Annotated in this window: 16 protein-coding genes; 6 read left to right on the top strand and 10 right to left on the bottom strand. The window is 74.3% G+C overall.

Annotated elements, in window-relative coordinates; translation table 11 throughout:
- Nucleotides 1-47 precede the first annotated feature (47 nt).
- Genes SL103_RS13510 through SL103_RS13495 form a run of 4 tightly spaced genes read right to left on the bottom strand, consistent with a single transcriptional unit; the run spans nucleotide 48 to nucleotide 7,028 of the window.
- Complete coding sequence (locus tag SL103_RS13510; RefSeq protein ID WP_069569094.1) at nucleotides 48-3,665, bottom strand: hydantoinase B/oxoprolinase family protein; 3,618 nt, start codon at nucleotides 3,663-3,665, stop codon at nucleotides 48-50.
- Entirely contained in the window at nucleotides 3,662-4,648 is a 987-nt protein-coding gene (locus SL103_RS13505) for an SGNH/GDSL hydrolase family protein (RefSeq protein WP_079146223.1), read from the bottom strand. Before SL103_RS13505 ends, SL103_RS13510 begins: the two co-directional genes overlap by 4 nt.
- A 17-nt stretch (nucleotides 4,649-4,665) precedes the next feature.
- Entirely contained in the window at nucleotides 4,666-5,904 is a 1,239-nt protein-coding gene (locus SL103_RS13500) for a glycosyltransferase (RefSeq protein WP_069569093.1), read from the bottom strand.
- Nucleotides 5,901-7,028 (bottom strand): glycosyltransferase family 4 protein, encoded by a 1,128-nt coding sequence (locus SL103_RS13495; protein WP_069569092.1) that lies wholly within the window; start codon nucleotides 7,026-7,028, stop codon nucleotides 5,901-5,903. The genes SL103_RS13500 and SL103_RS13495 overlap by 4 nt, the downstream gene beginning before the upstream one ends.
- Before the next feature lie 150 nt (nucleotides 7,029-7,178).
- Between SL103_RS13495 and SL103_RS13490 the strand changes: the two genes are divergently transcribed.
- A complete protein-coding gene (locus SL103_RS13490) occupies nucleotides 7,179-7,430 on the top strand; it encodes a hypothetical protein (protein ID WP_069569091.1) in 252 nt (83 codons plus the stop codon).
- A gap of 187 nt (nucleotides 7,431-7,617) precedes the next feature.
- On the opposite strand, the gene SL103_RS13485 is transcribed toward SL103_RS13490, so the two are convergent.
- A complete protein-coding gene (locus SL103_RS13485; protein ID WP_069569090.1) occupies nucleotides 7,618-8,115 on the bottom strand; it encodes a DUF1877 family protein in 498 nt (165 codons plus the stop codon).
- 494 nt (nucleotides 8,116-8,609) lie between these two features.
- Nucleotides 8,610-10,034: a hypothetical protein gene (locus tag SL103_RS13480; RefSeq protein WP_069569089.1), complete on the bottom strand. Its 1,425-nt coding sequence runs from the start codon at nucleotides 10,032-10,034 to the stop codon at nucleotides 8,610-8,612.
- A 321-nt stretch (nucleotides 10,035-10,355) separates the two neighbouring features.
- Between SL103_RS13480 and SL103_RS13475 the strand changes: the two genes are divergently transcribed.
- The gene (locus tag SL103_RS13475; RefSeq protein WP_069569088.1) at nucleotides 10,356-11,822 is read left to right on the top strand and encodes a PP2C family protein-serine/threonine phosphatase; all 1,467 of its coding nucleotides are present in this window, start codon (nucleotides 10,356-10,358) and stop codon (nucleotides 11,820-11,822) included.
- A gap of 227 nt (nucleotides 11,823-12,049) precedes the next feature.
- Here SL103_RS13475 and SL103_RS13470 read toward each other — a convergent pair whose 3' ends face one another.
- Nucleotides 12,050-13,579: a DNA-binding protein NsdB gene (locus SL103_RS13470; RefSeq protein ID WP_069569087.1), complete on the bottom strand. Its 1,530-nt coding sequence runs from the start codon at nucleotides 13,577-13,579 to the stop codon at nucleotides 12,050-12,052.
- Between the two features lie 285 nt (nucleotides 13,580-13,864).
- Here SL103_RS13470 and SL103_RS13465 point away from each other — a divergent pair, with 285 nt between their 5' ends.
- Together SL103_RS13465 and SL103_RS13460 are read left to right on the top strand one after the other, a co-directional pair.
- The gene (locus SL103_RS13465; RefSeq protein ID WP_079145723.1) at nucleotides 13,865-14,998 is read left to right on the top strand and encodes an aminoglycoside phosphotransferase family protein; all 1,134 of its coding nucleotides are present in this window, start codon (nucleotides 13,865-13,867) and stop codon (nucleotides 14,996-14,998) included.
- Nucleotides 14,999-15,387: 389 nt separating this feature from the next.
- Complete coding sequence (locus SL103_RS13460; protein ID WP_069569085.1) at nucleotides 15,388-17,394, top strand: N-acetylmuramoyl-L-alanine amidase; 2,007 nt, start codon at nucleotides 15,388-15,390, stop codon at nucleotides 17,392-17,394.
- A 78-nt stretch (nucleotides 17,395-17,472) separates the two neighbouring features.
- Here the strand turns inward: SL103_RS13460 and SL103_RS13455 are convergent, their stop codons facing one another.
- The 3 genes from SL103_RS13455 to SL103_RS13445 form a co-directional block, all read right to left on the bottom strand.
- Nucleotides 17,473-17,973 carry a hypothetical protein gene (locus SL103_RS13455; protein ID WP_069569084.1) on the bottom strand — a complete coding sequence of 167 codons (501 nt, stop codon included), beginning with the start codon at nucleotides 17,971-17,973 and terminating at the stop codon, nucleotides 17,473-17,475.
- 88 nt (nucleotides 17,974-18,061) lie between these two features.
- Nucleotides 18,062-18,457: an ACT domain-containing protein gene (locus tag SL103_RS13450; protein WP_069573679.1), complete on the bottom strand. Its 396-nt coding sequence runs from the start codon at nucleotides 18,455-18,457 to the stop codon at nucleotides 18,062-18,064.
- A gap of 10 nt (nucleotides 18,458-18,467) precedes the next feature.
- Nucleotides 18,468-19,076: a CGNR zinc finger domain-containing protein gene (locus SL103_RS13445; RefSeq protein WP_069569083.1), complete on the bottom strand. Its 609-nt coding sequence runs from the start codon at nucleotides 19,074-19,076 to the stop codon at nucleotides 18,468-18,470.
- A 50-nt stretch (nucleotides 19,077-19,126) separates the two neighbouring features.
- Here SL103_RS13445 and SL103_RS37795 point away from each other — a divergent pair, with 50 nt between their 5' ends.
- A complete protein-coding gene (locus tag SL103_RS37795; protein ID WP_164492795.1) occupies nucleotides 19,127-19,264 on the top strand; it encodes a hypothetical protein in 138 nt (45 codons plus the stop codon).
- Nucleotides 19,255-19,992 (top strand): maleylpyruvate isomerase family mycothiol-dependent enzyme, encoded by a 738-nt coding sequence (locus tag SL103_RS13440; RefSeq protein WP_244303904.1) that lies wholly within the window; start codon nucleotides 19,255-19,257, stop codon nucleotides 19,990-19,992. The genes SL103_RS37795 and SL103_RS13440 overlap by 10 nt, the downstream gene beginning before the upstream one ends.
- The last annotated feature ends 11 nt before the right edge of the window (nucleotides 19,993-20,003 follow it).

Below are 20,003 nucleotides of genomic sequence, written 5' to 3'. Positions count from 1 at the left end.
CGCCCTTCGCCATGGTCGCGGCCAGCAGGAACATCGGACTCATTCATCTAGGGGGAGTCCGGCGCCCCGTACCCCCCGCCGCCCGGTGTGCGCACCACCAGGACGTCGTCCACGTCCGCCTCCGCGGTGTCGCAGCCCCGCAGTTCCTCGCGCGTACCGTCGGCCCGTTCCAGGGAGTTGGCGCCGAGCGCTCCCGGGGCACCGCCCGCCATGCCGTACGGCGGGACCCGGCGGTGGTTGGTCAGCAGGGCGAGGGTCATCGGCTCCAGGAAGCGCAGCCGGCGTTCGACGCCGCAGCCGCCGCGCCAGCGGCCGCGGCCGCCGCTGCCGGCCCGGATGGCGAAGCTGTCGACGCGGACGGGGTAGCGCCACTCCAGCACTTCGGGGTCGGTCAGCCGGGAGTTGGTCATGTGGGTCTGCACGGCGTCCGCCCCGTCGAAGCCGTCTCCGGCGCCCGAGCCGCTGGCGACGGTCTCGTAGTACTGCACCCGGTCGTTGCCGAAGGTCAGGTTGTTCATCGTGCCGGAGCCCTCCGCCTGGACGCCGAGCGCGGCATAGAGGGCGCCGGTGACCGCCTGGGAGGTCTCCACGTTGCCCGCGACGGTGGCCGCCGGGTAGGCGGGGGCGAGCATCGAGCCCTCCGGGATGCGGACCTGGAGGGGCTTGAGGCAGCCGCTGTTGAGCGGGATGTCCTCGCCGACCAGCGTGCGGAAGACGTACAGCACGGCCGCCATCACCACCGAGCTGGGCGCGTTGGCGTTGCCCGGCGTCTGCGGGGAGGTGCCCGCGAAGTCCAGCACCGCGCTGCGGGCGGCGCGGTCGACGGTCAGCGCGACGTGGATCTCCGCGCCGCTGTCGGTCTCGTAGCGGCAGCTGCCGTCGGACAGCCGGGCGAGGATCCGGCGTACGGACTCCTCGGCGTTGTCCTGGACGTGGCCCATGTAGGCGCGCACCACGTCCAGGCCGAACTGCTCGGTCATCCGGCGGAGTTCGTGGATGCCCTTCTCGTTGGCGGCGATCTGGGCGCGCAGGTCGGCGAGGTTGGCGTCCGGCGCGCGGGAAGGGTACGGGCCGGCGGCGAGCAGGGCGCGGGTCTCCCGCTCGCGCAGTTTCCCGTCGCGGACCAGCAGCCAGTTGTCGAAGAGGACTCCCTCCTCCTCGATGGTCCGGCTGAAGGCGGGCATCGAGCCGGGCGTGATGCCGCCGATCTCGGCGTGGTGGCCGCGCGAGGCCACCAGGAAGAGCAGTTCGTCGCCCTCGGTGGTGAACACGGGTGTGACGACCGTGACGTCCGGCAGGTGGGTGCCGCCGTGGTACGGGTCGTTGACCGCGTACACATCGCCCGGCCGCATGTCGTCGCGGCGCCTCCTGAGCACCTCCTTGATGGACTCCCCCATGGAGCCCAGGTGCACCGGGATGTGCGGGGCGTTGGCGATCAGGTTGCCGTCGGCGTCGAAGAGCGCGCAGGAGAAGTCGAGGCGCTCCTTGATGTTGACGGAGAGTGCGGTGTTCTCCAGGCGGACGCCCATCTGCTCGGCGATGGCCATGAAGAGGCTGTTGAAGACCTCCAGCATCACCGGGTCGGCCTCGGTGCCCACCGCGACCCGGCCGGTGCGCGGCCGGGTGCGGGTCAGCACGAGGTGGCCGCGGTCGCCCATGGCCGCCTGCCAGTCGGGGTCGAGGACCGTGGTCGCGTCCTCCTCGGCGATGACCGCCGGGCCGGTGAGGGTGTCGCCGGGGCGCAGGTCGGTGCGCCGGTAGAGGCCGGTGTCGCGCCAGCGGCCGCCGGCGTGCATCCGGACCGTCGCCGCGGGCCGCAGCTCGCCCTGCCGGTCGCCGGAGGGCACCTCGTAGCCGCGGGCGCCGCCGGCCTCGCCCCGCGCCTCGACCGAGACCGCCTCGGCGACCAGCGGCTTGTCCATGGTGAAGGCGTAGCGCTCGCGGTGCGCGTCCTCGAACGCGGCGGCCATGGTGTCGGCGTCCGCGAGCGGCACGCCGAGCGTGGCGTCGGTGCCGGCGTAGCGGACCAGCACCCGGGCGCGGGTGGTGACCGAGGCGTCCGGCACCCCGTCGTCGAGGAGTTCACCGCGGGTCTGCCCGGCGAGCGTGCGGCACACCTCGTGGACCCGGTCGACGGCCGCGGGGTCGGTGAACTCCGCCTCGACGGCCTGTTCGCGCATCGCGGTGGCGTCGGCGACGCCGATGCCGTACGCGGAGAGCACCCCGGCCAGCGGCGGCACCAGGACCGTGTCGATGCCCAGGGCGTCGGCGACCGCGCAGGAGTGCTGGCCGCCGGCGCCGCCGAAGCTGGTGAGGGCGTAGCGGGTGATGTCGTGGCCGCGCTGGACGGAGATCTTCTTGACCGCGTTGGCCATGTTGAGGACCGCGATCTCCAGGAACCCGGCGGCGACCTCCTCGGGGCCGCGGTCGTCGCCGGTCTCGGCGGCGGCCCGGGCGGCCAGCTCGGTGAACCGTTCGCGGACCGTCCGGTCGTCCAGCGGCAGGTCGCCGTCCGGCCCGAACACCGCGGGGAAGTGGGCGGGCTGGATGCGGCCGAGCATCACATTGGCGTCGGTGACGGTGAGCGGGCCGCCGCGCCGGTAGCAGGCCGGTCCGGGGTCGGCGCCGGCCGAGTCGGGGCCGACCCGGTAGCGGCGGCCGTCGAAGTGCAGGACGGAGCCGCCGCCCGCCGCGACGGTGTGGATGTTCATCATGGGGGCGCGCATCCGCACGCCGGCGACCTCGTTGCCGAAGACCCGCTCGAACTCGCCGGCGTAGTGCGAGACGTCGGTGGAGGTGCCGCCCATGTCGAAGCCGATCACCCGGTCGTGGCCGTCGCCGGCCTCGGCGGCAGTGCGGACCATGCCGACGACGCCGCCGGCCGGCCCGGACAGCACGGCGTCCTTGCCGCGGAAGTGCTCGGCCTGCCGCAGCCCGCCGTTGGACTGCATGAACATCAGCCGGATGCCGGGGAGTTGGGCGGCGATCTCGTCGACGTAGCGGCGCAGGATCGGGGAGAGGTAGGCGTCGACGACGGTGGTGTCGCCGCGCGGCACCAGCTTCATCAGCGGGCTGACCTCGTGCGAGCAGCTGACCTGCGCGAAGCCGGCGCGCCGGGCCAGCTCGGCGACGGCCCGCTCGTGGTCGGCGTGGCGGTAGCCGTGCAGCAGGACGACGGCGGCGCTGCGCAGCCCGTCGGCCCGGGCCCGCAGCAGCGCCTCGCGGACCCGGTCGGCGTCCAGCGGCCGGACCGGTTCGCCGTGCGCGCCGATCCGCTCCGGCACCTCGATCACCCGGTCGTAGAGCGCCTCGGGCAGCACGATGTGCCGGTCGAAGATCCGCGGCCGGTTCTGGTACGCGATCCGCAGCGCGTCCCGGAAGCCCTCGGTGATCAGCAGCACGGTGGGTTCGCCCGTGCGTTCCAGGAGAGCGTTGGTGGCGACGGTGGTGCCCATCTTGACGACGGAGACCCGCTCGGCGGGCACCGGTTCGTCGGGGCCGAGCCCCAGCATCATCCGGATGCCGGCCACCGCCGCGTCCCGGTAGCGCTCGGGGTGCTGGGAGAGCAGCTTGCCGGTGACCAGCCGCCCGTCCGGGCGCCGGCCGACGACGTCCGTGAAGGTGCCGCCGCGGTCGATCCAGAACTCCCAGCGTCCGGTCGTCATCCTGTCATTGTCGCAGCGCCCGGCGCGGTGGCGGCGTCTTTCGGCAGACGGTCCGCGCCCGGCGCGGTGGCGGCGGCCGGCGCGGGGGCGGGGTCCGTCGGCCGGCGCTCCGTGCCCAGTGCGGTGAGCGCGCCGCGGGTGGCGTGGTCGGCGGCGGCGTCCAGCAGCCGTCCGGTGCCCGCGAGACCGTGCCGGCACTCCTTGACGGCCAGGGCGAGCAGGCCGGGCAGCAGATCCGTGCACCGGGCCGCGACCCAGCGCGTGCCCCTGGTCGCCATCCACAGGGCGGACGCGGCCCGGCTCGGGGGCCGGCCGTCGAGGGTGAGGGCGGGCGGCCGCCCGACGGGCAGGCCGGTGTCGGCGAGCGCCGCGTGGAAGGCGCGGGCAAGCAGCCGGTGGCCGCGCTCGCTGGGGTGCAGCCGGTCCACGCTCCACGCGTCGCGCTCGCCGACCCAGGGGTGGTCGGCGAGGTGCAGGTGCACGCCCCCGTAGCGGGCGGAGACGGCGTGCACGACGGTGTTGACGGCCCGCATCCGGCGCGCCAGGGGGCGGGCCAGCGGCGCGGGCAGCCCCAGCATCCGTCCCGGATCGGGCAGGCACGCGGTCAGCACCACGGCCCCGTCGGCGCTCAGCGCGCCGTGTGCCAGGTCCAGGGCGGCCGCGACGCGCTCGATGGCGAAGGCGTCCCGCAGGGTGTCGTTGGCGCCGACGACCAGCGAGACATAGCGCGGCGACAGCTCGCGCGCGGCCGGCAGCTGCCGCTCGGCGACGTCCGCCGCCAGCGCCCCGCTCCGCGCCAGGTTGACCAGCGCGACGCCGCCGGGCCGCTCGCCGAGCGCGTCGGCGAGCAGCGCCGCCCAGCCACGCCAGCCGCCGCCCCGTACGGGATCGCCGAGCCCCTCGGTCAGCGAGTCGCCGAGCGCGACGAAGCGGTACGGGACCGCGGCGGAGCCGCCGGCCGTCCCGGAGCCGGGTGCGGCCACCCCCTCGGACGCCGTGGTCACCGCCCGCTCCGGGGGCTCGCCGGGTGCGGCGGGACCGGCGCGGCAACCGGCCGGCCGAGCGCCACGGGCGCGTCGTGCGCCGCGAGGAACGCGTCGACGGCCGGCTGCCAGCCGTAGCCCTCCGCGCGCCGGCGGGCGGCGCCGCGCCGCGCGGGCCCGGGCCGCGCGAGCACCCGTTGAACGGCGTCGGCGAAGGAGGGCCCGTCGTCCAGCGCGGTGTCGCCGCCGCTGCCGACGAGTCCGGCCAGCGCCGAGGCCGCGCTGGCGACCACCGGGGTGCCGCAGGCCAGCGCCTCCAGGGCGGCCAGCCCGAACGTCTCGGCCGGTCCGGGCGCCAGCGCGAGGTCGGCGCTGGCCTGGAGCGCGGCGACCCGGCTGCGGTCGGCGAGGTGTCCGAGGAACGCCGCGGGCAGCCGCTCGGTGCGTGCCCGGGCCTCCAGACGGGACCGCAGCGGCCCGTCACCGACCACCACCAGCGCCGCGTCGACGCCGCGCCGGCGCAGCTCGGCCAGGGCGTCCAGCGCCCGCCCGGGCCGCTTCTCCTGCGACAGCCGGGAGCACATCAGCAGCAGGTGTTCGGCCCGTCCCGCGCAGCGGCGGCGCAGTTCCGCGCTGCGGCAGTCCGGGTGCCAGGCGTCGAGGTCGACGCCGAGCGGCGCCCGTACGACGTTGCGCGCGCCGGCCCGGGTGAACTCCGCCGCCGCCCACTCGGTCGTGCACACCACCCGGCTGTAGGCGTGCGCGGTACGGCGGTTGAGCCGGTCGGCGGCGGCCCGCGCGAGCGGTTGGGGCACGCCCCAGGTGCGCAGCACCCCGTCGACGCTCTCGTGCGAGACCATCACCGCGGGCACCCGGGCCCGGCGGGCCCACTCGCCGGTCCAGCGCAGCGTCGTGCGGTCGGAGACCTCCAGCCGGTCGGGGGCGAGCGCCGCCAGCAGGCGCTCCAGCTGCCGCCGGTCGGTCAGCATGCGGTAGCCGCCGCTGCCGGGCAGCTCCGGGCCGGGCAGGGTGATCACCCGTCCCTGCGCGGTGAGTTCGTCGCGTATCCCGCCCGCGCCGCCGGTTCCGGTGCGGCCCGGCGGCCCGGGCACGATCAGCACCGGCTCGTGCCCGGCGGCCCGGTAGCCGGCGCCGAGCTCCCGCAGGGCGGTGCGCAGCCCGCCGGAGGCCGGGGTGACGAAGTTGGCGATCCGTACGATCCGCAGGCCCGCGCCGGCCCCTTCCCGCCGGTTCATGCCGCCACCGCCGTCCGGTCGGCGAGCACGGCCTCGTAGTGGCCCAGGAGCTGGTCGCCGACCGCCTCCCAGGTGCGGTCGGCGACGGCCCGGCGGGCCGCGGCGCCGTAGCGTGCGCGCAGCTCCGCACTGCCCCCGAGGAAGCGCACCGCGTCCCGGAAGGCGCCGCCGTCGCCGGGTGTCACCAGCAGGCCGGTACGCCCGTGGTCGACCAGGTCGACCGGTCCGCCGGCCCGCGGCGCGACCACCGGCACGCCGGAGGCCATCGCCTCCTGCACGGTCTGGCAGAAGGTCTCGTACGGTCCGGTGTGCACGAAGACGTCCAACGAGGCGTGGAGCCGGGCGAGTTCGTCGCCGGTGCGGCGGCCGAGGAAGCGGACCTCGGGCAGCGCGGCGCGCAGCCCGGCGGCGCTGGGTCCGTCACCGATGACGACGGTGCGCACGCCGGGGAGCCGGGAGGTCTCGGCCAGCAGCCGGACGTCCTTCTCCGGCGCCAGCCGCCCCACGTACCCCACCAGCAACTCCCGCCCCGCGGCCAGCGAACTGCGCAGCACCGGGTCCCGCCGCCCCGGGTGGAACCGCCGGGAGGCGACGCCGCGCGGCCAGAGGTGGACCCGCGGCACCCCGTGCTCGCTCAGGTCCAGCAGCGCCGCGCTGGAGGGCGCGAGGGTGCGGTCGGCGGCCGCGTGCACCGCCCGGATGCGCCGCCAGGCGGTGGCCGCGCCGCCTCCCAGGTAGGTACGGGCGTAGCGGCCCAGATCGGTCTGGTAGACGGCGATCGCGGGCACCCGGCGCCGGGCCGCGGCCGCCATGCCGCGCGCGCCGAGGACGAAGGGGCTGGCGAGGTGCACCAGGTCGGGACGGTGCTCGGCGAGCGCCCCGGAGAGCCGGCGCCCGGGGAGCGCGATCCGCACCTGCGGGTATCCGGGCAGCGGCATCGAGGGCACCCGGACGACGGGGCAGGGGCTCTCCCACGTCGCGGCGCCGGGCGCGCCGCCACCGAGTGGTGCGATGACGAGCGGCTCGTGCCCGCGCCGTACGAGGTGCCGGGCGGTTTCCAGGGCGCAGTGGGCGACGCCGTTGACGTCGGGCGGGAAGGATTCGGTGACGATGACGACACGCATACCGCTGTTGTCGGCGTGCCGTGCGTTCAGGGAGCCAAGGGGATCTTTCCAGCCGGAGAACGTCCCATGAGCGTTCCCCTGCGCGCGGCGCCGCCGCGGAGGTGTCAGGCTGAAGGCGGGGCGTGGCGGACGGACGGCGAGGAGGGCCCCGTGACGGCGGACGACGCGGAGACGGGCGAACCCTCGGACGGCCTCCCCCCGCGGATCGGCGCCCCGGCCCGCCGGGCACTGGAACGAGCCGGCTATCTGCGCCTCTCCCAGCTGGCCGGCGCCAGCGAGACCGAACTGCGCCGGCTGCACGGCATGGGCCCCAAAGCCCTGAACATCCTGCACGCCGCCCTGCGGGCCGAGGGCCTCTCCTTCGCCGACGACCAGAACCACCCACGGAACAAGCAGCCCTAGCGCGTGCGCCAAAAGTGGATCTTGAACATGCGACGCTCTTGACGCGCCGGGCGAGGAGAGCTGACGTAAGCGAATCTTCACGCACCGGGCCGTCGCCACGCGATACGACGAACGTGCTGTTCGCTACGCGGCGACAATGCTGGTCGCCGCCCTCAACGAAGGGCTGTGACCGGCACACGACCACGCCTCAGGCCCACACCACCCTGACCACGGCGTGGCCTGCCGTAGCCGCCTGCCCGTAGAACTTCTGGAGGCAGCTGTGATGGTCGAGGAACTCCTGCCTGACCTCCGCCTCGTCCCAACCGGACCAGACGAGCCCGGCGCCGGCGACGTTCCACAGCTCGTCGAAGGAGACACGCGTGAGGAAGCCTGCGGCCTGTGACACCCCAGGCGGTTCCAGAACCCGCAGGGGCGGGTTGGAGGGGTCGGCATCGGCGCTGTGGGCCACGGGGCGCCCGCCGTAAATCGGCAGCTCCCAGGACTTGGCGGCATCCGCGTCGAGGACCTCGGCAGCGGCGTAGAGGTCATTGACGCCACCCCAGACCTTGTCGATCGAGACGGCGATACCGGCTGCGTACTCGTCGGGGTGGTTGCCCCACGCCTCGGACATGAACGCCGCAAGCCAGGTGTGGTCGTCCCGGATCTCGGATTCCGCGACGGCGCGCATGTGCATATGGATGCTCACAGCGACGAGTCCCCCTGTCCGTTCGGCCCGCCTCTCGGGCCGAACGGACAGAACCTACTCGACGGCACTGACAGGGAAAGGCCCGTCTCGTGACGCCGGGATGCCCGGCGCCGCCGGAACGCCCTCCGACACCCGAGCGCCGAGCGCCGAGCGCCGAGCGCCGTGTGCCGTGCGCCGTGTGCCGTGTGCCGTGTGCCGTGTGCCGTGTGCCGTGTGCCGTGTGCCGTGTGCCGTGTGCCGTCGAGATCTGCCACTGCGGACACCCCTCCCTACGGAACCTTCGCCACAGGCCCTGGCCGGGGCCGAGGCCGGGGCCGGGGCCTGCCGACTTCCGGTCACCGGCGATCAGTCCCGATCAGGTGCGGCATCCCGGGAATTCCCCCCGCCCCCCGCCACGTTGAGGCCCGCAAGGGGCGCCCGCACCCCCTACGGGATGCGTTCCCCTCCCCCCTGGGGGACCCGCCCCGGCCACCCTCCCCCGTCGGGGCGTCCGGTCACACCGCCGAGGCGTCCGGTCCGAATCTGCTGCGGACGGCCGTCTGTACCTCGGCCTCCTCGGCCGGGTCGGCGGCGAGCCGGCGGAGTTGTTCGACGACCCGGACGTCGCCGGTGGCCGCGTGCCGGGCGGCCAGCTCGCGGGTGGTCTCCTCGCAGTCCCAGAGGCACTCGACGGCGAAGCCGGCTGCGAAGCCCGGGTCCGTGGCGGCGAGCGCGGCGGCGGCCCGGCCGCGGAGGTGGGAGGAGGAGGTCTCGCGGTAGACGTGCCGCAGTACGGGGGCCGCGCAGGCGACGCCGAGGCGGCCGGCGCCGTCGACCAGCTCCCACAGGCCGTCCGTGTCCGGACCCTCCGCACGGACCGTGCGGCGCAGCGCGGCCAGCACCAGCTCGGCGTCCCGCTGCGCGCCGCGGCGGGCGAGGACCGCGGCGGCGGACGCACCCAGCCGGTCCGCGCGCGGCGCCCAGCCGCGGGCCCGCTCGACGGCGGCGACGCTGCGCATCCGCTCGAAGGACGCGAGCGCCGCGGAGACCAGCGGCTCGGAGGAGAAGGGGCAGGTGGCCGCGTCCTCGATCAGGTCGAGGGCGTCGGGATCGCCGCGTTCGGCGAGGTGGTGGAGCGCGGCCGCACGGGCCGCGTCCGGTCCGCTGCGGGCGGCCCGCAGCAGCTCGGGGCGGTCCTCGGGGGCGGCCAGGGCGCCCAGGCACCGGGCCGCGGCGAGGTGCCGGTGCTCCGCGGGCTCCGCGTCGTGCCCTTCCTGGGCCCACTGCAGGACCTCGGTCACGCTCCAGCCGGGGCGTGGCCCGCGGGGCCGCAGCTGCCGCTGCCAGCGGTCGAAGGAGCCCTGCTCCCCGGCGGCGGACAGGCGGGCGCCGTAACGGGGGTCCTCGGCCCACAGCCGCCACGGGCGGGGCTCGAAGGCGTCCCGGACGGCGGCGGCCAGCTCGGCCTCGCCCTGCTCGGTCGCGGGGAAGCGGGCGAGCACGGCGGGGGCGAGGGTCATCAGCCCGGCGTCGTCGTCACGCAGAGCGAGCTCGTCCAGGGCCCAGCGCCAGTTGCTGCCGGCCGCGGCGTAGCTGCGCAGCAGCAGTCGGGCGGCGTCCCTGCCGTACGCGGCGAGGTGGCCGAGGACGGCGAGGGCGAGGCCGGTGCGCTCCTCCCCCGTGTCCACGAGGTCGTCGGGGTGGAAGAGGTGGCGTTCGATCTCCTCCAGGCCGCCGTCGAGCTGCATGTACAGGCGGGCGTAGTACAGCGAGCGGTTCTCCACCTGCCAGTCGCGCCGGGGGTCGCGCAGCACGCAGTCGTTGAGTGCCGCGAGCGCCTCGGCCCGCGGCGCCGCGAGGGCATGCAGGGTCCCGTCGCCGCGGCCTCGCTGAAGGAGGCCGAGCAGGGTGCCACTGGGCGCTATGTCTGGATCGAACATGAGGTCAGCATCCGGTGCGGGGGACAGGCTGGCAACGGGATTTCCGCTGACCGGCATTCTTGCCGGTGATCACGGGCCGTATGCACGGTATCCCTCGTCAACCCTGTGGAATCGGCGGGAATGCATGCAGTGCGGCGGCCGAAGCCTAGCCTGGAAGCTGTCATTCCGCAGGTCCCGGCCGGTATGCCAGGGGGCAGCCAGTGGCATATGCCAGGTGCACCACCGTATCGGGTAGTGCCAAATCCCTTACGCAGGGTCGCTGCCTGTGCAACAGTCGTAACCGGCCCTTCAGCCCGGCGCCGCCTGATCACGGAGTACGTCATGCCGTCCCCCCTCTTCGCGGACCACCCAGCCGACCGGCCTCCCGAGCGCGACACGGTCGAGGCCCTCATCACGCAGGCGCGCCGCCTGCGCGGCGGTCTCGACGCGGTGCGCCGGGAGTCCGCAGTGGACACCGGCCTCGCCACCGACCCGCAGCTGCGCTGGCAGCGGGCGCTGTGCGACCTCGCCGTGCACCACCTCGACGACCTCGGGGGCCATCTCGATCAGCTGAGAGAGGGCCTGCCCACCGAGAGTGACGACGCCCCGGATCCGGTCGACGAGCTGCCGCCGGCCCCGCCCGAGCCGGCACCGCACGAGCGCGGCGCCCTGCTGCGCCGGGTGGGCAGCGCGGAGTGGAACCTGCTCACCGACGAGGTCAGCTGGTCCGACGAGCTGTTCGCCATCTTCGGCCGGGACCCCTCCGAGGGCCCGCTGACCCTGGACGAGCTGCCGTCGCTGGTCCTCGCGGAGGACCAGGAGGGGCTGGCCGCGATGGTCACCGACTGCCTGGTGGACGGCCGGCCGATCGACGGCGAGTTCCGCATCGTGCGGCCGGACGCGAGTCTGCGCACGGTGCACATGGTGGGCGAGCCGGTGCTCGACGCCGACGGCAGCACCGCGTGCATGTGGGCCGTGCTGCGCGACGTCAGCGAGCTGCGCCGGAGCCAGCAGGCGGTGCGCGAGACCCGTGACTCGCTGCACCGCGAGCGGCAGATCGCGCAGACCGAGCACCGGCTTGCGGTCGAGCTGCAGGAGGCCGTGCTGCCGCCGTGGCGCGGCTCCCTGCGGTTCCCGCAGGGCGGCCCGGTCGCCCTGGATCTGGCCGGGCACTACCTGCCGTCCGGCACCAGCGCACTGATCGGCGGCGACTGGTACGACGCGCTGCAACTCCCCGACGGGACAACGCTGTTGAGCGTCGGCGACCTCACCGGGCACGGCGTCACCGCCACGTCCGGGATGGCGATGGTGCTCGGCGCGCTGCGCGGTATGGCCGTCGCCGGACACCGGCCGGGGCCGCTGATGGCGTTCCTCAACCAGCTCCTGGACACCGCCGCCCAGCCGGCGCTCGGGAGCGCGGTGTGCGGCCGGTTCGACCCGGTGACCCGCACGCTGGAGTGGGCTCAGGCGGGGCACCCCGCACCGCTGCTGTTCCGCGGCGGCACGGGGCGCGCGCTGGATCCGCCCGAGGGCGTGCTGCTGGGGGCGACCTCAGGTGCGGCCTACACCCAGCACACCGAGCGACTGGAGCCGGGCGACCTGTTGATCCTGCACACCGACGGCCTTGTCCCCCGCCGTTCGCACGATGCCGGGGCCGCCCATGAGGGTGCCGAGCGGCTCCTCGCCCTGGCGCCGCGGTTCGCCGCGGCCCGCAGTGCACAGGACACCGTCCGCATCGTCGTCGAGGAGTTCGGCAGCGCCGAACGGGAGGACGACGCCTGCGTGCTGGTCGCCAGGGTCGGCGACTGACACCGGGCACGTCAGCTGAGGGCGGTCCGGCGCATCCGATGCCGGCCGCCCCGACGGCATGCGGTCGGAGCCCGTCCGTGGTGGCAAGAGACGACAGTTCCTTGAGGTGTGACGGCTCGCCATGTGCCGTGGTGGGCATACGGATGTCCGTCCGCACACCGGGACATGACTGCCCGTCACCTCGGGTGTCTCCGGCCCGAGCGGTGCCGGAGCTCTCGTAGGGCGCTTCAGACCGAGAAGTTCTTGTCGAGTGCCGATCCGAGTCCCGGTCCGAGCCCGGACCCCTTGGTCTTGGGCTTCGCCCTCGGCAGGACATGCTGGATCTCCTCGCGCAGGTCCTGGATCTTGGCGTAGTTCGCGTACTGCCCCGTGAGACGGAACATTTCGCGGAGCCGGTCCCAGGTCCGGTGGGAGGAGTTCTCGCCGATGGACACCAGCGCGAGCCGGGCGTAGCGGTCGGCCTGTTCGGGGTCGTCGCCGATGAAGCAGGCCGACGCCATGGAGATGTAGTCGAAGATCTGCGACCGTTGGCGGCCGCCTTCGCGCAGCTCAAGTGCCTTCTTGGCGTGGTGTTGGGCGATCTTCGCGGCGGACGGGTCGTGATCGGCGAGGGTGCGGAAGGCCAGCGCCTGCATGCCGTGCAGGTCCGCCTCGTCGAACATCTGCATCCAGCACGGCGGCGGGACGTCGCCCTTGTCCGAGACGAACAGCTCCTCCGCCTCACCCAGTGTGCGCCGCATCGCCTGGCCGTGCCCCTTGGACGCCTGGGCCCATGCCTCGACGGTGTGCAGCATGGCGCGGGTGCGCGGCAGGGTCTCCTCGCCGGAGCCGGACTTGGCCAGCTTCATCAGGTCCAGCGCGTCGTCGGGGCGGCCCAGATGGACCATCTGACGGGCGGCCCGGGAGAGCGCCTCCCCGGCCCGCGGGCGGTCGCCGCCCTCCCGGGCCGCGTGCGCGGCGATGATGAAGTACTTCTGGGCGGTGGGCTCCAGGCCCACGTCATGGGACATCCAGCCGGCCAGCACCGCCAGGTTGGCGGCCACCCCCCAGAGCCTGCGCTGGAGGTGGTCGGGGTGGCGGTAGGCGAGCATGCCGCCCACCTCGTTGAGCTGGCCCACCACGGCCTTGCGCTGGAGCCCGCCGCCGCGGGCCGCGTCCCAGGCGCGGAAGACCTCCACCGAGCGCTCCAGCGCGTCGATTTCCTGCGACCCCACGGGGGCCGCCTCGTAACGGTCGAGGCCGATCTGGTCGAATTCGTCGAAGGAGTCGGAAGCGAACGGGGCGTCGTGGCGTGGGGCGCCGGCGGGGACAGGATCGGTGTGCAGCCAGTCGTGCATGGCGCCGGTGAGTGCGGAGCCCGCGGCGAGCGCAGCGCCCGCACCCACCAAGCCGCGTCGGTTGAGCATGAGGTCCATTCCCGTGAATTCCGTGAGGACCGCGGCGGTCCGTTCGGGAGCCCACGGCAGACCGTCCATGGCCTGCCGTTTCCCCGAGCGACCGGTTCTTGCGAACCCGAGGTCCTCGATGGTTACGACACGGCCGAGGCGCTCGGTGAACAGGGAAGCCAGGACCTGGGGCACCGGATCGCGGGGGGTCTCCCCCATGTCGATCCAGCGCCGTACCCGCGAGGTGTCGGTCGCCAGCTGCGGATGGCCCATGGCCGCCGCCTGCCGGTTCACGAGTCTCGCCAGCTCTCCTTTGGACCAGCCGGCCAGGCCGAAAAGGTCCGCGAGACGGGTGTTCGGCTGCCTGTCCACGTCAAGCCCCCAGGTTCCTCGACTGAGTTGACAGTAACGGCCGGTGACATGGGCTGCGACCATTCGCCAGGGTTCGCCAGGGTGCGCCAGATGGTCTGCCACCCGCAGCCCCGTGTTCTGTAGATATGCCGCCCCCGGCCTGGTGGCGGGACCGCATTCCCCAGGGTGCGCGCCCTTCACAGGGACCCTGGATCGGCCTCCTGCACGGGGCTCGTTCACGGGTTCCCCCCACCGGGCCGGGAGCGCACACAAACTCGTCGGCGCACGAAGGGATCTGTCTCACCCATGTACGCAGCATCGTCCGCCGTGACCGCCCCCACCCGGCCGCACCGCCCGCACCCGACGGGCAGCGGACCGTATCTCGCCCCCTCTCCCTCCGCGGGGGCGGTCCCCGGTCTCGCCGGCGGCCGGGCCCGGCGGGCACAGGGGACGGGCGCCCAACCGCTCAGCGGGAGACTCGACTTGTCCGGGCCCCAGGGCGCCCAGCTGCGCGCCGCGGTCGCCTCGGTGCACCGCATCTGTCCGGAGTTCAACCCCGTGCAGGTGCTGCGCCGGAGCGGCAGAGCCGTCCTTCTGGTCGGCACGACCGGCCGTATGACCGCGGTGGCCAAGTGTTTACTGGACCACTCCCCGGGATGGGCGGAAAGGTTCCGGCAGGAAATAAGCGCATACCGCGCATTCGTCCGGCATCGTCCGCCGGTTCGGGTGCCGCGGCTGGTGGCGGCCGATCCCGACAACTGCACGCTGATCGTGGAGCGGATGCCCGGCCGGGTCGCGGCCATGACGCGGCACCCGGCCGAGGCGCCTCCCCGTGCGGACGTACGGGCCGCGCTCGGCGCGATCTGCCAGCTCAACCGCTGGCGTCCGCCGGCCGGGCTGTTCGACGCGCCGCTGGACTACGCGGGACGGATCGGCCGGTACCACGACCTGGGGCTGCTGACCGACCGGGACCTGGGCGATCTGCAGAAGCTGATGCACGGCCTGTCGCACGTGCAGGGTCAGTTCTGCCACGGTGACGCCCTGCTGAACAACGTCCTGCTGTCCCCCGCGGGCCCGGTGCTGCTGGACTGGGACAACGCCGGCTGGTACCTGCCGGGCTACGACCTCGCGACGCTCTGGTCGGTGCTCGGCGACGCCCCGGTGGCGCGCCGTCAGATCAGCCAGCTCGCCCAGAACGCGGGCCCGGCCTCCCGGGACGCCTTCCTGGTGAATCTGATGCTGATCCTGACCCGCGAGATCCGGCGGTACGAGACCGCGGTCCAGCGGACCATGCGCGAGCCCACGCCGACGGGCGCACCGGGTCCGGGACAACCCGGGGTGCCCGCGGCGGGCGAGGAGCAGCGGCTGCTCCTCCGCCGGCTGCACGACGACTGCCAGATGGCGCGTCGTGCGGTACGGGCGGCGGTCGGCACCCGCTGACCGCCGGACACGGGAGCGCGAGGGCTCCCGAGGGGGGATTGTGAGCGGCGCGCCCGGTGACGGGACGCGCCGCTCACCCTTGTGCGCCGTGCGGGGCAGGGCGTGTCCATCGGATGTCCGGGGCGTCCCGGGCCGGTGGACACGCCCTGCCCCGCACCCGTTCATTGGTCCATTCCACTGACGCCTCGCAGGCCCGGCGCGGGTCCGGGAAGACTCCTCGGGAGATGCCCTGACATGCGGCGTCCCGACCCGGCAACGGTGATTGACGGATCGTCGGCACACGTATGGCTCCGGACCCGACGGGGGATCTACTCTCGGGTCCACCCCGCACGGCCGTTTGCTCGTCCATCGTCACACCGTCCGGCTCGGCCCGGCTCGAGGAGGATGTTTTGCGAGGATCCGCCCCGGAAGACGAGAAGAGAACGCCCCGCCCCGCCCTGCGCAGATCCACCACCGCCCTCGCGGCGGCGATGCTGCTGCTGCCGCTCTCGGGAGCGCCGTCCGCGAGCGCCGGGCAGCCCCGGGCGGACCGGTTGCAGCGGGCCTTCACCGAGGCCGCCGCCCGTTTCCACGTGCCGCGCAGTGTGCTGCTCGGCGTCTCGTATCTGGAGTCCCGCTGGGACGGCCACGGCGGCGCGCCCAGTGTGTCGGGGGGCTACGGCCCGATGCATCTGACGGATGCCCGTACGGCGCTGGCACGGGCGCCGGAGTTCAGTGCGGGCGACGAGGACGCCCGCGGCGACTCCTCGCGCGGCCGCAAGCCGGTGCCGCACGGCGCGGCGCGGCGGGCCGTGCTGCCGGCCGAACTTCCGGCCCGGCTGCGGACCTTGGGCGCGGCCGCCCGGCTGACCGGGCTGCCCGCCGGGAAGCTGCGCACCGACCCGGCGGCGAACGTGCTGGGCGGGGCGGCGCTGCTGGCCGCCGAACAGCGCAAGCTGGGGCTGGCGGCGAGTGGCGATCCGGCGCGGTGGTACGCGGCGGTGGCCCGCTACGGCGGTCAGGACAGTGCGCTGGGCGGCCGGGCCTTCGCCGACGAGGTGTACGAGGTGATGCGCCACGGTCAGACCCGTACGACGGATGCGGGGCAGCGGGTCACGCTGGCCGCCGCGCCGGGGCTGGCTCCGGACGCCGCGCAGCGGAAACGTGTCGGCACACCGGCCACCAAGGCCGCGGCGCCGAGCGGCGACGCCGGGCTGGAGTGCCCGTGGAACGTCGCCTGCGAGTCGGTCCCGGCGCCGTACGAGGAGTTCGGCGACAACGACTACGGCAACCACGACAAGGCGGAACGCCCCCGGGACCAGAAGGTCGACGTCATCGTCATCCATGACACCGAGGGGTCGTGGGACGTCACCCTGAAGCTGATCAAGGACCCGAAGTACGTGTCCTGGAACTACACGATCCGCTCCTCGGACGGGCTGATCGCGCAGCACGTGCCGACCAAGGACGTCGCCTGGCACGCGGGCAACTGGTACATCAACTCGCACTCCGTCGGCATCGAGCACGAGGGTTTCCTCGCCTCGCCGGACGCCTGGTACACGGAGGCGATGTACCGCGCCTCGGCCCGGCTGGTGAAGTACCTGAGCCGCAAGTACGACGTGCCGCTCGACCGGCAGCACATCCTGGGCCACGACAACGTGCCCGGTACGTCGCCGTCCACGATCCCCGGGATGCACACCGATCCCGGGCCGTACTGGGACTGGGCGCACTACTTCACCCTGCTGGGCAAGCCGTTCCACTCCGCCGGGGGCAGCCACGGCGGGCTGGTCACCATCCGCCCCGACTACGACCGCAACCAGCCGCCCTACACCGGCTGCGACAAGCCCGGGGACACCTGCGCGCCGCACGGTTCCACGGCGGTCCGGCTGTACACCGCGCCGAGCGAGAACGCCCCGCTGGTCAGGGACGTCGGGCTGCACCCGGACGGCAGTGACACGACGGAGGGGGTGAACGACACCGGTGCCCGGGCCACGACGGGCCAGCAGTTCGCGGTGGCGGGCCGGTCCGGCGACTGGACGGCGATCTGGTACCTCGGGCAGAAGGCGTGGTTCCGCAACCCGCACGGCGCGCGGACCGCGGTGAACGGCAAGGGGCTGATCGCGACCCCGAAGGCGGACCGCGAGGAGATCCCGGTCTACGGCCGGGCCTACCCGGAGAAGGACGCGTACCCGGCCGGGGTGCCGTACCAGGCCGTGACGCCGCTGCCGTACAAGATCGCCGCCGGGCAGAAGTACGCGGTCGGGCAGAAGGTGAGCAGCGAGTACTTCTACGCGCCGACCTTCGACGTCTCGAAGCACGCGATCGTCCGCGGTGCGGACGTCTACTACGAGATCCAGCTGGGGCACCGGGTCGGCTATGTGCGCGCTGCCGACGTGGACGTGCGGCACTCGGACTCGTAGCGAGGGAACTGCGCCGACCGGGCGGGCACGGGCGAGGTCGCCGCGTGCCCGCCCGGTGAGCCGGCGCCGGGGCCCGGCTCAGCCCTGCTGGAAGAGTTCCGCGGGCAGCGGCTTGAGCAGCGCGTAGAGGTCGTCGGTGATCGGCCGGTCCCAGCTGGCGATGGTGACCAGCACGCCGTCGCTGCGGTCGAACTGGGCGCAGGAGATCCGGCTCTCGGAGCACTTGATGCGCTTGACGATGAGCAGGTTGCCCTCGTGCATGACGGGGGTGTCCTCGCTCTCCACGACGGTCACCGGTTCGTCGTTGCCGAGCGCCGCGAGCAGCTGGGCGACCTCGAAGGGCACCTCGTCGTCGTCGAGCTCGCGGGCCGGGGAGCCCTCGGGCAGGTTACCGATGATCATCGCGGGTCCGCGGCCGCCGAACAGGTCGTAGCGCAGGAAGACGCCCTGGCAGCTTCCGTCGGGTGCGGGCAGCAGGCCGGCCCCGAGGTTGCCCGGCCAGTCCCCGGGGTCCATGGCGAGAACGTCGAAGTCTGGACCGGCGGGCGTGGCTGCGCTACGGCGGCGGAGGAAGGACATGCCGCCATCGTACGTGGCCCGGGCGCACGCGCCGCGCGGACGTCGGGGTGAGCGACACCGGGTGCGCCGGGCCCGTGGCGCCCCCGTTTCAGGCCCGGTCGGCCAGTTCACCGAGGTGGCGCAGCGCCTCGTCGGCCGCTTCGTGGGGCACGAAGAGGTGATCGTGGTGGAACCCGGCGACGACGTTGCAGCTGAGGCCGGCGTCGGCGAGGGCGGTGGCGACGGCGGCGGTCAGGCCGACGGCGTCCAGCGCGGAGTGCACCCGCAGGGTGATCCAGGCGGCGACGTAGTCGTAGGCCAGGCCGGTGCGGTCGGCTTCCTCCTGGCGGAGGACGAGGGTGAGTCCTTCGGGTTCGGCGACGGTGACCACCGGGGCGAGGCCCGGGGGGATCGCCCCGGACACGCTGGTGAAGACGTACCGGCCCTGGTGCAGTTCCGGCCGCATGCCGCGCAGCAGGACCTGGAGATCGCGTTCGCCCGTCATGCCGCCCACCCTACGAGGCGTCGCCGCGCCCTTCGCGGTGCCGCTCGTGGTGGCGGGCGACCCGGGCGCGGTTGCCGCAGGAGGGGGTGCACCATTCCTGGCGGGCGTGGTCCTTGACGAAGTAGCGCACGCAGCGCGGGGCCGGGCAGGCCCGCAGCAGGGCCCGTTCGGGACCGTCGAGGAAGGTGAGGGCGGCGCGGGCCAGCGCGGCGAGGACCGTGTCGGCGGCGGGCGGGGAGCCGGTCGGGAGCAGGCGCAGCGCGGGGGGTGCGCCGGGCTCCCAGGTGAGCTGCGGGGCGGTGGGCACGCGCGCGGCGGCGGCGTTCAGCCGGCGGATCGCCTCGTCCTCGGGGGGCAGCCGGTGGGCGTCGGCGGCGCTGGGCGGTCCCGGCCGTACGGCGCGCGCGAACAGCGAGCGGACGGCGGCGCGCAGCTCCCGTACGGCGGTGAGGAGTGCCTCGTCCGGCGCGGCCGGGACCGTCGTGCCGTCCAGGAGGGCGGCGTGCTCGCGCAGCCAGACCGCGAGTCCCTCGGTGTCGGCGAGGTCGTCGGTGACTCCGCCGTGGCCGTCGTGGCGGAGGGTGACGGCGAGTTTCAGGGCGAGGCGTGTGGCGGTCATGCGTCTAATGGTAACGTCGCGAACAACCATTAGCACTCAGGGGGAGCTCCATGCCTGATCTGCGCCAACTCCTGTGCGAACCAGCGGTCTTCGCGGGTGATGACCTGCCCGCGTTCGATCCGGCCGCGCTGACCTTCTCGTACCGCCGTACCGCCGGCCCCTGGACGAAGGAACCGCTGTGGACCTGACGACGACCGGGCGCCCCTGGCGTCCCGAGGAGATCCGGGAAGCGATCGAGGCGGCCGGGCAGCGGCTGCGGGCCCTGCTGCCCGGGCTGACCGATGCCGTGACCCGGGAGCCGAGCGAGCTGCCCGGCTGGTCGCGCGCCCATGTCCTCTCGCACATCGAGGGCATCGGCCTGGCGATGGCCCGGCAGGCCCGTTACGCGCTGCGCGGTGAGCTGGTCGAGCCGTACGACGGGGGCCGGCCCGCGCGCGCGGCGGCGATCGAGGCCGGTGCGCTGCGCGACGCGGCGGCGCTGGCCGGGGCGGTGGCGGCGGCGCTGGACGAGGCGTCGGCGGCCTGGGCGGCGGTCGGCCCGGCCGACTGGTCGCGTCCGGTGCGCTACCGCGACGGTGATCTGCGGACCGCATTGACCTGCTGGTGGCGGGAGTTGGAGATCCATCTGGCGGACGCCCGGCTCGGACCGGGCCCGCAGGACTGGCCGCCGGAGCTGTGCCACCACCTCCTCGATTACCTCGCGCCCCGCGCGCCGCACGACCTGACGCTGATATTGGCGGCGACCGACACGGAGTTCTCGCGGCGGTACGGTGCCGGGGCCGCGCCGGAGGTGACCGTGCGCGGCCGGCTCACCGACCTGGCGGCCTGGATGGCCGGACGCGCGCCCCGGCACCCGCTGGACTGCCTCCGGCCGGGGGCCGGGTCGGCGCTGCCCGAGCTGCTCGACTGGCCGTAGCCGTGACGACG

It is taken from the genome of Streptomyces lydicus (assembly GCF_001729485.1).
Lineage (GTDB): Bacteria > Actinomycetota > Actinomycetes > Streptomycetales > Streptomycetaceae > Streptomyces > Streptomyces lydicus_D.
This window is presented reverse-complemented; position numbering and strand designations above follow the sequence as displayed.